The following is a 13,318-nucleotide window of genomic DNA, read 5'->3' as shown; positions in this document are numbered from 1 at the left end:
TCAAACGCCCGGTGACCGCGTTTTCACCCTACCCGCGTGCGGTACCGGGTGTCCGCGCCGGATCCCGGGACACCGCACTCGGGGCCGCTCACCCACGCCCACCGGGCACCGGCGTCGTCGGTGAAGCGCACCACCAGCGCCGGCTGCCCCAGGAACCGGGCGTAGTCGACCACCTCGACCACCAGCGGCCCGGCCCCGTGCTCGGTGCCGATCTCGCCCAGGCAGGCGGTCAGTGCGGCCTGGTCGCCGAGCCGGTCGAGGTTGCCCGGGCCGGCCATCCGGCCGCCCTCCGCGTCGAGGCGCGCCGGGGCGCCGCTCTGGAACTGCTGGGCCTTCGTCGCGAGGGCGCCGCCGAGCGTCTCCGGGGTGTAGTCCGTCCCGCTGCGCAGCGGTGCCGCGGTGGTGCGGTCCGGAGCGCCGGCCGCCGCCGGCCCGGCCACCTCCGGCGTGGCCCGGGTCTCGGCGCTGTCGCTCATCGCCGTTCCGGCCGCTCCCTCCTCGGACCGGCCCCCGGCGAGCTGGTTGACGCCCAGCCCGACCGCGGCGATCGACACCGCGGCGACCGCGACCGGACCGGCGAGCCGGGTGAGCCGGCGCCGCCGCCGGCCCGGGCCGGTCGCCGCGCCGCGTCCCGGTTCGGACCGGGGTACGCCGGCGGGCCGCCGCCCGGAGCCACCCACCGGCTGCGCCGGCACGACGACGGCTCCGGCCCCGGCGGGTACGCCCGGATCGGCGGGAGCGGGGCCGGTCGCGGCGGGGTCGGCAGGTTCCTCGTCGGTGCGCGCCCGCGTCGCCCCGGCCGGGTCCTCGATCGGCTGTGCGGCGAGCGCGGCCAGGATCCGGTCGGTCACCGCCGGCGGCATCGGCTCCGGGGCCTCGCCCCAGCCGGCCAGGCCGGCGCGGACGTCGGCGACGGCGGGGGCCAGCAGGGCGTACGCCGCGGACCAGGCCGGGTCCTCGGCGACCAACCGGGCGACGGTGGCCGCCTCGGCGGTGTCGTCCAGCGCCCCGCCGACGTAGTCGGCGAGCAGGTCGTGGTCGACCTCGCTGAAGCCCCCGGCGCTCACGCGTCCTCCTGGTTGGCATCCCGCCGGGAACGTCCCGACCCCGATCCGACGCCCTCGGGAGCCCGGGGGTTCCCGAGGGTGACGCCGGGCACGTCCGTGTCTTGCGTGCCCGGATCGGCCGGGCGTGCCGGCTGGGTGGTGGTTCGGGGCCGGAGGTGGCCGAGCATCGTGGCCAGCCGGGCCCGGCCGCGGGCGCACCGGCTCTTCACCGTGCCCTCGGCGACGCCGAGGATCCGGGCCACCTCGGCCACCGGGTAGCCCTGCACGTCGACCAGGATCAGCGCGGCGCGCTGCTCGACCGGCAGCGCGGCGAGCGCCTCCCGGACGACCAGCGCGGTGTCGTGGTCCGGCGCCGGCGCGGCCGGCTCGACGCCCCCGGTGGCGGTGCCGGACTCCCGGTCGCGGACCCCGTCCGGCAGCGGCACGGTCGGATGGGCCTGCCGGCGTCGGATCCGGTCCAGGCAGGCGTTCACCACGATCCGGTGCAGCCAGGTGGTGACGGCCGAGTCGCCCCGGAACCGGCCCGCCGCCCGGTGCGCCGAGAGCAGCGCGTCCTGGAGGGCGTCAGCGGCCTCCTCCCGGTCGCCGAGGGTGCGCAGGGCCACCGCCCAGAGCCGGTCACGGTGCCGGTGGAACAGCTCGGCGAAGGCGTCCCGGTCACCGGCCACGTGGGCGTGCAGCAGGTCCAGGTCGGTCGCCTCGGCCGGTGCCGAGGCGGGTGGCCGGCCGTCCGTCCGGCCCGCCGGCCCGGCGCCCGACCGCCCGCCGCGTGCGTCCATCATCACGTCCGGTGGATGCCTTGGGGTCGCGGCGGCCGGTTCACGAACCCTGGACCTTGATTTCCTGGACGTCGATCTGGAAGCCCCGGTCGTTCGGGGGCAGCTTGGTGATCCACAACAGCAGGTACCGGTACTTCTGGTCGGCGTTGAAGCCGTTGAAGGTCATCGTGGTGCCGTCGTGCTCCTCGAACGCCCGGCCGACCGGCGTCTTCTTGTAGCTCGCCACGAGGTCCTTGTCGCCGGCCGAACTCGACGGCGGGTTGATCGTGCCGTAGTAGAGCTCGGCGGACGCCCCGCTGGCCGAGAGGATCGCCTGCACCGACTTCACGTTGTGCTCGGCGCCGAGGTCGATCCAGATGCCCATGCCGGACTTCCGGTTACCGAACTGCGCGGTGGTGTAGGTGTCGGTGCCCCAGCCCTCGTCCTCGTCGTTGTCGGCGACCTTGTCGGCGCCTTCGAGTTCGTCCCGCAGCTTGCTGTCCGGATCGATGATGCGGGCGTCGGCGATCTTCAACGACCGTACCGGCGCCGCCGGCGGGTTGGCGTCGGACGGTGCGCTGGAGGTGGGCGCGGCGACCGGGTTGGTCTGCGGGTCCTTGTCGTCGCCGCCCAGTGCGCTGATGCCGATCAGCAGGCCGACCAGGGCGACGGCGAGCAGGCCGGCGATGCCGATGGCCACCTTGCGACCACCGGCCGCGGCCAGCGGCGACGGCTCTTCCTCGCTGTCGGCGGCGAAGCGCAGCGGCCCGGTGTTGTCCAGGTACTGCTCGTCGGCGGGGACGTCCAGCCGGGCCAGTTCCGCCGCGAGCACGTCCGACGACGGCGGCGCGACCTCGGCGTCGAGCAGGTCCATGGTCAGGTCGTCGAGGTACGCCGGCACGCCGGCCCGGACCTGCCGGGGGGCGGCGAGCGCGCCGGCGGCGTCCCGGACGGCGTCGGGGATCGCGGCCCGCCCGTGACCGGCGGTGGCGCCGCGCAGCGGCGCCTCGGTGTGCGGCCAGTGCCCGGTCAGCGCGAAGTAGAGGATGCCGCCGACCGCCCGGATGTCGTTCTGCTGGCTGTCGTCGCCGTCGGTACGCGCGTCGGCCAGCACCACCCGGCCGTCGTCGCTGATCATGACCGTGCCGGGGTGGACGTTCCCGTGCACCATGTCGGTGGCGTGCACGGCGGCCAGCGCGCTGGCGACGGCGTTGCCGATGGTGGTCGCCCGGGCCGCGTCGAGCGGACCGTCGGTGACCAGGTCGCGCAGGGAGCGCCCGTCGACCCACTCGCGGACCACGTACGCCCGCTCGCCCTCGTCGATCGCGTCGTAGACGCCGACCAGGTTGGGGTGGATGACCCGGCTGGCCGCGACGGCGGCCTGGAGCATCTCGGTGGCGGAGTCGCCACCCGGGTAGCGCAGCACGACCGCGACGGGACGGCGCAGCACCACGTCGACCCCGCGCCAGACCAGCCGGCCCGCGCTGTCGTTGTTGATGTGCTCGACCAGTTCGTACCGCTCGGCGAGGATCTCACCGGCCGTGGGAGCACCGAAGGTCATGACCGGAGGAGCGCTCTCGTCCGCGTCCTGACCCTCGCCGACCTGGGTCACCCGTCCTCCCTCGGTGATCGTGTCGATCGATGGACCCGCGCTGCTGGGCATGTGGCTTCCGCTCTGTGTTTCAAGGAGCCGGCCGACCGGTGTCGACGCGAGCGCCGGTGCGTGCCGTACCCGTCGAGAGCGACCTTACCCGCCGGGACCGTCTCCCCGACATGTCATCTTCCCGCCGAGCCCGGCGGGGTTTCGGGAGTAGACGAACTCGTCCGGTTACGACCGTTGTCAGCCACGTTGCTGGCACATGTACTAACCAATCTAGAGGTAGACCGCAAGGGTTCGACGCAGGGGCCGACTCTTGTGGCGCCCACGCCGACGCCCAGGGGTTCCCCCACGATCGGCCACCATGCTCAGCCGTCCGGCTGGTTATCCACAGGACGATCCGGTGACTGAGCGGGGAATCGCGGAGTTATCCACAGGTGCGTCCCCAGGCTGGTGATCCACCGTCACGCACCGTACCGACGGGTAGGACGCGGTCAGCGGCCCAGCCGGCGGCGGACCATGCCGACCACCTCGGTGATCTCCCCGATCCGCAGCGCCATGGCCAGCCCGAGGTAGGTCCCGCCGATCACCGCGCCACCGACCACGAGTTGCACGGCCGCCTCGCCCCAGCTCGGCGTGTCGTCGCCGGGCAGCAGGGCGACCACCAGGAGGCCGACCAGCGCGGCGCCGAGCGCGGCGACCGCGACCCGGCCGAGGGTGCGCATGATGCCGCCGAGCCCGATCCGGCCGACCCGGGGCCGCAGCAGCCAGGCCGAGGCGATCGCCGCGGCCAGGTAGGAGACCGCGTTGCCGATCATCATCCCGGCGGCGGCGAAGTGGGCGGCGAAGGCGGCGAAGAGGACGATCTGGACGCCGATCCGCAGCGCCACCACCGGAATGTTGATCAGCGCCGGGGTCCGGGTGTCCGGGAGGGCGTAGAAGGCGAAGGTGAAGAGCTGGCTGATCGCGAACGGCACCAGCGCCAGCGCGGCGACCAGCAGCACCAGCGAGGTGTCGGCGGCGTTGTCGTCGCTGAACGCGCCGTAGCGGAACAGCGTCACCGACAGCGGCGTGGCCAGTACGGCGTAGCAGACGGCGATCGGGGCGAGCACCGCCGAGACGGTCCGGGTGCCGCGGGACAGGTCCGCGGCGAGGTCGGCGTACCGCCCGTCGGCGGCGGCCGCGCTCATCCGGGGCATCAGCGCGGTGATGATCGAGACGGCGATGATCCCGTGCGCCATCATCAGCAGCAGGAAGACGTTGTTGTAGATCAGTGCGCCGGCGTCCCCGTCGCCCGCCCGGTTCAGCAGGTTGAAGAGCACGATCAGGCCGACCTGGCTGACCGCGACGTAGCAGAACATCCAGGCGCCGAGGCGGCCCAGCTCGCGCAGGCCGAGGGCGCGGAAGTCGAACCGGAACCGCCACCGGAAGCCGACCTTGCGCAGCGCCGGCAGCAGGCCGGCGGCCTGGATCGCGACACCGAGCAGCGTGCCGCCGCCGATCAGCAGGATCCGCCCGGTGGTCATCTCCTCCGGGCGGATGATCTCCGCACCGAAGATCGCGATGTAGAGCCCGGCGGTGGCGATCACCACGAGGTTGTTCAGGATCGGCGCCCACATCGGTGCGGCGAAGTGCCCCCGGGTGTTGAGCACCGCGCTGATCAGCGCGCTGAGGCCGGTGAAGAAGATCATCGGCAACATCAGGTACGACAGGTAGGTGACCAGCTCCCGGTACTCGTCGCCGCGGTTGTCGCTGGTGTACAGCATGGTCAGCCAGATTGCCGAGAGCGTCGCCAGCAGCGCGGCCGCGGCGAGGGTCACCACCGCGAGGGTGAGCAGCCGCTGGGCGTACGCCTGACCGCCGTCCGCGTCGACCTTGCGCCGGCGCACCAGCACCGGGATCAGCACGCTGGTCAGGATGCCGCCGAGCAGGAACTCGTAGACCATCCCGGGCAGGATCTGCGCGGTGGTGTAGGCGTCGCCGACCAGCGCGCCGCCGAGCGCGGCGGTCAGGGCCAGCGTGCGCAGGAACCCGGTACCCCGGCTGACCAGGCTGCCGATCGCCATCACCGCGCTGTTGGCCGCGGCGCTGCCCTCGGCGACCTGCTCCTGCGGCGGCGCCGCCGCCTCCACGGCGGGCAGGTTGAGCGGCTCGGCGGAGATGAACGTGGCGCCGTCCGCCGGGGGCCGGCCACCGCCGTCGCCCATGGCGTTCGCGCTGCGGTAGAGCCCGCCGCTCATCTTCTGGCCTCCAAGGGGTATGTCGGGACCGGCACCGGCCCGCACGAGGATGACGATAGTCAACGCGCACCCGCTACCCGCGCCCGGCGGACCACAACCGCACCGGGACCGATAGGCTGGCGATCCCATGTCCGAAGCCTCCGCTCCCCATGCCGCCGACCGCCGCGACCTCACCGCCGCGCAGCGCAACGCCGTCGCCGAACTGCTCCGGGTCTCGCCGGTCGCCGACGAACTGGGTCGCCGGTTCGCGAAGGCCGGCCACGAGTTGCACCTGGTGGGCGGTTCGGTGCGGGACGCCCTGCTCGGCCGGCTCGGCGAGGACCTCGACTTCTGCACCGACGCCCACCCCGACCAGACGCTGCGCATCGTCCGGGGCTGGGCCGAGTCGATCTGGGAGACCGGTCGCGAGTTCGGCACCATCGGCGCCCAGCGCGACGGGCTGCGGCTGGAGATCACCACCTTCCGCGCCGAGGCGTACGACCAGGTCACCCGGAACCCGGTGGTCACCTACGGCACCGACCTGACCGAGGACCTGAAGCGGCGGGACTTCACCATCAACGCGATGGCGGTCAGCCTGCCGGAGCACCGGTTCACCGATCCGCACGGCGGGCTCGCCGACCTGGCGGCCAAGGTGATCCGTACCCCGGCGTCGCCGCGGGAGTCGTTCCGGGACGACCCGCTGCGGATGCTCCGCGCCGCCCGGTTCGCGGCCCAGCTGCGCTTCGCGGTGCACCCCGACGTGCACACGGCGATGACCCGGATGGCCGCCGACCTCGACCGGATCACCGCCGAGCGGATCCGTGACGAGTTCACCAAGCTGCTCTGCGGCGCCGACCCGATCACCGGTCTGCGGTTGCTGGTCGACACCGGGCTGGCCGAGCGCTTCCTGCCCGAGCTCACCGGGCTGAAGCTGGAGATCGACGAGCACGCCCAGCACAAGGACGTCTACGAGCACACCCTCACCGTGGTGGGCAACGCCGTCTCCTACGAGGAGGACGGCTGCGACTTCGTGCTGCGGATGGCCGCGCTGATGCACGACATCGGCAAGCCGGCGACCAAGGCGGTGGGCCCGGACGGCCGGGTCAGCTTCCACCACCACGAGGTGGTCGGCGCCCGGCTCGCCAAGGCGCGGATGAAGGCGCTGCGCTACCCGAAGGACGTCACCGCCCAGGTGACCGCGCTGGTCGCGTTGCACCTGCGCTTCTACGGTTACGGCCGGGGCGAGTGGACCGACTCGGCGGTGCGCCGGTACGTCGCCGACGCCGGCGACCTGCTGCCCCGGCTGCACAAGCTGACCCGCTCCGACTGCACCACCCGCAACCGGCGCAAGGCGGCCCAGCTCGCGGCCGACTACGACGCGCTGGAGGAGCGGATCGCCCGGATCGCCGCCGAGGAGGACCTGGCCCGGGTCCGCCCCGACCTGGACGGCAACGCGATCATGGAGCTGCTCGGCGTACCGCCGGGGCCGGTGGTCGGGCGGGCCTGGAAGTACCTGAAGGACCTGCGCCTGGAGCGCGGCCCGCTGGACCGCGACACGGCCGAGGCCGAGCTGCTGCGCTGGGCCCGCGCCGAGGGCGTCGTCGACTGATCCGACGCGAAGGGCGTCGCCCCCGCACCGGGAGCGACGCCCTTCGCCGTACGGTCGGCGCTACTTCGCCTCGACCGCGGTGGCGTCCACCGCCGCCTTGCCGTTGCCGGGCGACGACGCCGAGCCGAGCCGGGCCAGCAGGCCGGCCAGGTCGATGCCGGTCAGGTCGCTGCCGAGCTGGAGGCCCTGCGCCACGTTGCCGGCCACCGACCTGGTCAGCGAGGAGGCGCCGTCGGTCGAGATCACGGTCATCTTGTCGATCGCGCCGATCGGGGCGCTGGCCGCCTCGACGACCTGCGGCAGCACCTTGACCAGCAGGTCCAGCACGGCTGCCTCGCCGTACGCGGCGAACGCCTCGGCCTTGCGGGCCATCGCGTCCGCCTCCGCCTGTCCCTTGGCGAGGATGGCCGCGGCCTCGGCCTGGCCCTCCCGCTCGATCGCCTCGGCGATCGCGGAGCGCCGCCGCTGCTCGGCCTCGCCCTCCTTGGCGCCCTCGATCGCGTTGGCCTCGGCGAGCGCGGCCCGCCGGGCGCGCTCGCCCTCACCGGTGAGCCGGGCCTGCTCGGCGGCGGCCTGGGCGGCGGCGATGACCGCCTGCCGCTGCGCGTCGGCCGAGAGCACCGCCGCGTTGCGGGCCGCCTCGGCCTCCTGCTCGACCTTGTACCGGGCGGCGTCCGCCGGCTTGCGCACCTCGGTGTCCAGCTGGCGCTGCTTCAGCTCGGCGTTGCGCTCGGCCACCTTCTGCTGCTCGGAGAGGATCGCCTGGTCCCGCTCGGCCTGGGCGAGCGGCCCGGCGGCCGCCGACTTCGCCTTGGCCGCGTCGATCTCCGCCTGGATGCCCGCCTGCTTGAGCGCCAGGTTCCGGTTGGCCTCGGCGATCGCCTCCTCGGCGAGCAGCCGCTCCTGCTCGGCCTGCTGCCGGGCCCGGGCCTCGGCGATGGCCGCGTCCTTGAGCACCCGGGCCGCCTCCGGCCGGCCGAGGTCCTGCAGGTAGGACCCCTCGGCCAGGATGTCCTGGAGCTGGAAGGTGTCGAGCACCAGGCCCTGGTTGGTCATCGAGTGCTCGGCCTCCTCGGCCACCGCGCTGGCGAACGCGGCCCGGTCGCGGATGACCTCCTCGACGGTGAGCCGGCCGACGATCGACCGCAGCGCGCCGGCGAGCACCTCCCGGGTGAAGTCCTCGATCTCGTCCTGCTGGTGCAGGAAGCGCTGGGCGGCGGCGCGGATGGCGTCCTCGGTGCCGCCGACCTTGACGATCGCCACACCGTGCAGTTCGGTGCGGATGCCCTGCTTGCTCACCGCGCCCTTGATTCCGACGTCGATCCGCCGGCTGGACAGGTCGAGCGACTGGAGCTTCTGCACCACCGGCAGGACGAAGACCGAGGCGCCGAGCACGACCTTCTGCCCGGACATGTCGGTCGACCGGCTGCCGTCGGCGGTCTGGGTGGTGCGGCCCTTGCGGCCGGTGACGATGAACGCCTCGTTCGGCCCGGCGACCTTGATCCGGGAGAGCACGAAGAGCACGAGGACGAGGACGAGGAGGACCGCGCCGCCGACGGCGATGAGAAGTGGCATGTAACCGTCCTGATCTTCAGTAGGTGGGGGTTCAGTAGGTGGGGGTTCAGTAGGTTTCGACGTGCACGCTGGTCTCGCTCAGCGCCTCGACCACGAAGATCTGGGCGCCGACCGGGATCGGCCGGTCGGCCCGGGCGTTGAGCTTGACCGGCTGGCCGGCCACGCGTACCCGGACCTCGCCGTAGCCGTCGACGGGCACCGGGGTGACCACCAGGCCGAGCGCGCCGACCAGGTGGTGGCGGTTCGGGGTCGCGTCGGTGGGCATGTCGCGGGCCGCCCGGCTGAGCCGGGCCGCCACCCACGCGGTGGGCACGGCCGCGAGGGCCCCGCCGGTCACCGCCGCCGCGATCGCGCCGGGGCCGCCCGCACCGAGCAGTTCGTTGACGATCGCGGCGCCGAAGCCGAACGCGCCGGTGAACCCGGCGACCGCCTCGACCGACACCGGCCCGTCCAGGTCGGGTTGACCGAAGTGGAGCAGCTCGGCGCCGAGCAGGGCGAGCGCCAGCACCGCGACGCCGATGCCGCCGATGATGAGGAAGAGCAGCGTCCCCGTGGCCACGATCCGCACGGTATCGACGCCGTGCAACATGCCGGCCGGGAATCTAGCTATTGACAAGATGACCCGGGGCGGCCAATCTTGACACCGACAAGACGGAGGTGTCCCCATGTCCTCGGCAACCCTCACGACCGCCGGCATCCTGCTGATCACCGTGGTCGCCGTCGGGTACGGCGGCCTGACCCTGCTCACCCACCTGGCCAGGCGCAAGGCCGGCTACCTGGACAACCCGGTCCGCCGGGGCCTCTGGACCGCCGGTCACGCCCACGCCGGGGTGCTGGTCCTCTTCGCGCTCGCTGTGCTGCCCTACGTCGACCAGGCCGACGCGTCCGACGGCACCCGCACGCTGATCCGGTCGCTGCTGGTCGCGGCGCCGATCCTGATGCCGCTCGGCTTCTTCCTCTCGGTGGTCCGGCCGCAGGACACCCGGCCCAACAAGCTGATCTGGCTGACCGTGGCCGGCGGCGCCTGCCTCGGCGCCGGCGCGCTGCTGCTCGGCGTCAACCTGCTCTGAGCCCCTCGGGGCCGGCGATCCCGGGTCGCGGCGTCAGCCCGGGCGGCATCGGAACCGGGTCGCCCGGCTGGACGTACCAGGCACCTAGAACTCCTGGTGCCAGTAGGTCAGCGGGAGCACGGCCAGTTGCGCGACGCCGGCCAGCCCGAGCAGCACGCTGGCGGCCGTCACGGCGCGGGGGCGGGGCGGCCGAACGGGGGGTACGGCCCGGGCTCACCGCCGGATGCGCTCATGGCCGGATCATCGGCGGCCGTCCTCGGCCCGGGCCGTCCCCGACCCGGTGGCGGTGGTCACCGGGGAGCCGCCGCCGTAGCCCGACCTGTCGGACCGGTGGGCGACAATGGGTGGATGCGCTGGACCGTGCTCGACTCGCCGATCGGGGAGTTCTCCGTGGCCACCGACGGCGGCAGCGTCCGCGGCACGCACTTCGGCCGGGTCGCCGGCGCCGCCGACGAGCCGACCGACGAGTTCTCCCGGCGCGCGGTCGCGGAACTGCGCGCCTACTTCGCCGGCGAGTTGACCGAGTTCGGCCTGCCGCTGTCGGTGCCCAGGGGCTCCGACTTCGAACGGGCGGTGTGGCGGGAGATGACCCGCATCCCCTACGGCGAGACGCTCACCTACGGCGAGGTGGCCCGCCGAGTGGGCGACGCCGGCGCCGCCCGGGCGGTCGGGGTGGCCTGCAACCGCAACCCGATCCCGGTCATCGTGCCCTGCCACCGGATCGTCGGGGCGGGCGGGAAGCTGGTCGGCTTCGGCGGCGGACTGCCGCGCAAGGTGACGCTGTTGGAACTGGAGGCGCGGGTCGCCCTGCAACGCGCCTGGTCGTGACCCCGGCACCCGAGGCGGCGCCGCCGTACCGCCGCGGGGTGCGCGGACGCGCGAGGGCCGGGTCCGCTCGGACCCGGCCCTCGATGCTGTGGTCAGCGCGTCAGCGCTCGACCTCGCCGGCGATGAACGCCTCGACGGCGGCGTGCGCGTCGTGGTCGGCGTACTGCACCGGCGGGGACTTCATGAAGTACGACGAGGCCGACAGGATCGGGCCGCCGATCTTGCGGTCCAGCGCGATCTTCGCGGCCCGGACCGCGTCGATGATGACGCCGGCCGAGTTCGGGGAGTCCCACACCTCGAGCTTGAGCTCGGCGTTCAGCGGGGTGTCACCGAACGAGCGGCCCTCCAGCCGGATGTACGCCCACTTGCGGTCGTCCAGCCACGGCACGTGGTCGGACGGGCCGATGTGCACGTCGCTCTTGCTCATCTCGTGGGGGATCTGGGAGGTGACCGACTGGGTCTTCGAGATCTTCTTCGAGACCAGGCGGTTGCGCTCCAGCATGTTCATGAAGTCCATGTTGCCGCCGAAGTTGAGCTGGTACGTGCGCAGCAGCTCGACCCCGCGGTCCTCGAAGAGCTTCGCCAGCGCCCGGTGCACGATGGTGGCGCCGACCTGGCTCTTGATGTCGTCACCGACGATCGGCAAACCCGCGTCGGAGAACTTCTTGGCCCACTCCGGGTCGGAGGCGATGAAGACCGGCAGGGCGTTCACGAACGCGCAGCCGGCGTCGATCGCGGCCTGGGCGTAGAACTTGTCGGCCTGCTCGGAACCGACCGGCAGGTAGGAGACGACGACGTCGACCTGGGCGTCGCGCAGCGCCTGGGCCACGTCGACCGGCTCGACGTCCGACTCCTCGATGATCTCGCGGTAGTACTGGCCCAGACCGTCGAAGGTCGGGCCGCGCTGCACGGTGACGCCGGTCGGCGGCACGTCGCAGAGCTTGATGGTGTTGTTCTCGCTGGCGACGATCGCCTCGGCGAGGTCCATGCCCACCTTCTTGGCGTCCACGTCGAACGCCGCGACGAACTGCACGTCAGAGACGTGGTAGTCGCCGAAGGTGACGTGCATGAGACCCGGGACGCGGTCGTTCGGGTCGGCGTTCCGGTAGTACTCCACGCCCTGTACCAGGGACGAGGCGCAGTTCCCCACACCGACGATGGCGACGCGGACGGAGCCCATAGCGTCTGCCTCCTTCTTCTTCATCACGGCCGCTCTTTCCTGGACTCTCCAGGCGGAGGCGGGCTGGTGTCTTCTCGTCGGCCGCCGGCCGTCCCGGGCTGCGGGACCGTCGGGGCACGGCCGGAGCGCTCGTTGGCGATGAGCTCCTCCAGCCAGCGGACCTCGCGCTCACAGGCCTCCAGCCCGTGGCGCTGCAGTTCCAGGGTGTACGCGTCGAGGCGCTCGGCCGCCCGGCCGAGCACGTCACGAAGCCCTTCGCGACGCTCCTCGATCTTGCGGCGGCGACCCTCCAGAATGCGCAGTCGGGTCGCCTGATCGGTCCGGGCGAAGAACGCGAAGTGCACGCCGAAGCCCGTGTCGTCGTACGTCTCGGGCCCGGCCTGCGCGATGAGTTGGGCGAAGCGTTCCTTGCCCTCCGCAGTGATCTTGTAGACCACCCGACCTCGTCGGCTGGTCAGCGCGGGAACCTCCTCGGCGGTGGCGGGTGTCTCGGCGGCCTCGGTGATCCAACCCGCCGCCTGCAACCGGCGCAGGGTCGGGTAGAGCGAGCCGTAGCTGATCGCCGCCCGGATCGCGCCGAGCTTCGCGGTCAACTCCTTGCGCAGCTCGTAGCCGTGCATCGGAGACTCCTGCAACAGGCCGAGGATGGCGAACTCGAGCACGGGCCACCCTTCCCTTACCCTGTGCGGGGAGTGCTAACCGCCGCGATGTATCGGACCGATACATCGCACGTTAGCGGTTCACCGTGATCAGGGCAAACCCCCAATCCGCGTTCCCGCCGTCACGCATCGTCACCACGGTCGCCTCGTCCGACGAGACCGCGTACCCTCTTCCGCATGCGTACGCAGCGCCAGGTCGTCGACTACTCGCTCCAGAAGCGAGCGGTGCTGCGTGAGCTCCTCGCCGGGCGGGTCGGCACCTACGACGTCTGCGACGCCTCGCCGTACCTGAAGAACGCCGCTCGCTTCCACGGCGAGCCGACCGACGAGCGGTGCCCGATCTGCCGGAGCGAGAACCTGATCCACGTCCACTACATTTACGGGGACGAACTCAAGCAGTCCGCCGGCCAGGCCCGGACGCTGGCGGAGTTGCCCGTACTGGCGATGACGCTGCGTGAGTTCCAGGTCTTCGTGGTGGAGGTGTGCCTCGGCTGTGACTGGAACCATCTCGTCGAGCAGTTCCTGCTCGGGCGGGACGGGCTGACCGGCGGTGGCGAGGGCGGGCCGGAACAGGACGCGGTGGGCGGCGGGCACGCCGCCGGGGCCGCTCCGGCCGATCGGCGGAGGCGAGAGGCGCAACGGTGATCCCAGCTCGCTCGGTTGACCCCGGCATCGTGGAGGAGGGACGGGGCAACCGACGGCTCGTTGGTCTGATTGGCCCGATTGATACGGAAGTGACACCGGCCGGCGGGCACT

12 protein-coding genes are annotated in these 13,318 nt (G+C 72.7%); 4 read left to right on the top strand and 8 right to left on the bottom strand.

The window, feature by feature from the left end; genetic code table 11:
- Positions 1–23 precede the first annotated feature (23 nt).
- The 4 genes from AC1WTP_RS27375 to murJ all read right to left on the bottom strand — a co-directional run bounded on the left by AC1WTP_RS27375 (position 24) and on the right by murJ (position 5,662).
- Entirely contained in the window at positions 24–1,067 is a 1,044-nt protein-coding gene (locus tag AC1WTP_RS27375) for a hypothetical protein (protein WP_481652128.1), read from the bottom strand.
- Positions 1,064–1,849: an RNA polymerase sigma factor SigM gene (gene sigM, locus AC1WTP_RS27370; RefSeq protein WP_481652127.1), complete on the bottom strand. Its 786-nt coding sequence runs from the start codon at positions 1,847–1,849 to the stop codon at positions 1,064–1,066. The genes AC1WTP_RS27375 and sigM overlap by 4 nt, the downstream gene beginning before the upstream one ends.
- Before the next feature lie 37 nt (positions 1,850–1,886).
- Complete coding sequence (locus AC1WTP_RS27365; protein WP_481652126.1) at positions 1,887–3,488, bottom strand: protein kinase family protein; 1,602 nt, start codon at positions 3,486–3,488, stop codon at positions 1,887–1,889.
- A gap of 428 nt (positions 3,489–3,916) precedes the next feature.
- Positions 3,917–5,662, bottom strand: coding sequence for a murein biosynthesis integral membrane protein MurJ (murJ, locus tag AC1WTP_RS27360; RefSeq protein ID WP_481652125.1), 1,746 nt, complete (start codon positions 5,660–5,662; stop codon positions 3,917–3,919).
- 127 nt (positions 5,663–5,789) lie between these two features.
- On the opposite strand from murJ, the gene AC1WTP_RS27355 reads away from it, so the two are divergent.
- Positions 5,790–7,250 (top strand): CCA tRNA nucleotidyltransferase, encoded by a 1,461-nt coding sequence (locus AC1WTP_RS27355; protein ID WP_481652124.1) that lies wholly within the window; start codon positions 5,790–5,792, stop codon positions 7,248–7,250.
- Positions 7,251–7,310: 60 nt separating this feature from the next.
- On the opposite strand, the gene AC1WTP_RS27350 is transcribed toward AC1WTP_RS27355, so the two are convergent.
- Both AC1WTP_RS27350 and AC1WTP_RS27345 read right to left on the bottom strand, forming a co-directional pair.
- Positions 7,311–8,825: a flotillin family protein gene (locus AC1WTP_RS27350; RefSeq protein WP_481652123.1), complete on the bottom strand. Its 1,515-nt coding sequence runs from the start codon at positions 8,823–8,825 to the stop codon at positions 7,311–7,313.
- Positions 8,826–8,871: 46 nt separating this feature from the next.
- The gene (locus AC1WTP_RS27345; RefSeq protein WP_481652122.1) at positions 8,872–9,414 is read right to left on the bottom strand and encodes a hypothetical protein; all 543 of its coding nucleotides are present in this window, start codon (positions 9,412–9,414) and stop codon (positions 8,872–8,874) included.
- Between the two features lie 76 nt (positions 9,415–9,490).
- Here AC1WTP_RS27345 and AC1WTP_RS27340 point away from each other — a divergent pair, with 76 nt between their 5' ends.
- Both AC1WTP_RS27340 and AC1WTP_RS27335 read left to right on the top strand, forming a co-directional pair.
- Positions 9,491–9,895, top strand: coding sequence for a hypothetical protein (locus AC1WTP_RS27340; protein WP_481652121.1), 405 nt, complete (start codon positions 9,491–9,493; stop codon positions 9,893–9,895).
- A gap of 348 nt (positions 9,896–10,243) precedes the next feature.
- A complete protein-coding gene (locus tag AC1WTP_RS27335; RefSeq protein WP_481652120.1) occupies positions 10,244–10,723 on the top strand; it encodes a methylated-DNA--[protein]-cysteine S-methyltransferase in 480 nt (159 codons plus the stop codon).
- Between the two features lie 100 nt (positions 10,724–10,823).
- Here AC1WTP_RS27335 and AC1WTP_RS27330 read toward each other — a convergent pair whose 3' ends face one another.
- A complete protein-coding gene (locus AC1WTP_RS27330) occupies positions 10,824–11,903 on the bottom strand; it encodes an inositol-3-phosphate synthase (protein ID WP_481652119.1) in 1,080 nt (359 codons plus the stop codon).
- Positions 11,904–11,926: 23 nt separating this feature from the next.
- A complete protein-coding gene (locus AC1WTP_RS27325) occupies positions 11,927–12,565 on the bottom strand; it encodes a PadR family transcriptional regulator (RefSeq protein ID WP_481652118.1) in 639 nt (212 codons plus the stop codon).
- A 174-nt stretch (positions 12,566–12,739) separates the two neighbouring features.
- Here AC1WTP_RS27325 and AC1WTP_RS27320 point away from each other — a divergent pair, with 174 nt between their 5' ends.
- Positions 12,740–13,207, top strand: coding sequence for a DUF5318 domain-containing protein (locus AC1WTP_RS27320; RefSeq protein WP_481652117.1), 468 nt, complete (start codon positions 12,740–12,742; stop codon positions 13,205–13,207).
- Positions 13,208–13,318: the final 111 nt, after the last annotated feature.

It is taken from the genome of Micromonospora sp. R311, from assembly GCF_056780015.1.
Note: the sequence above shows the minus strand (reverse complement) of the source record. Positions and strands in the feature narration are given on the sequence as shown.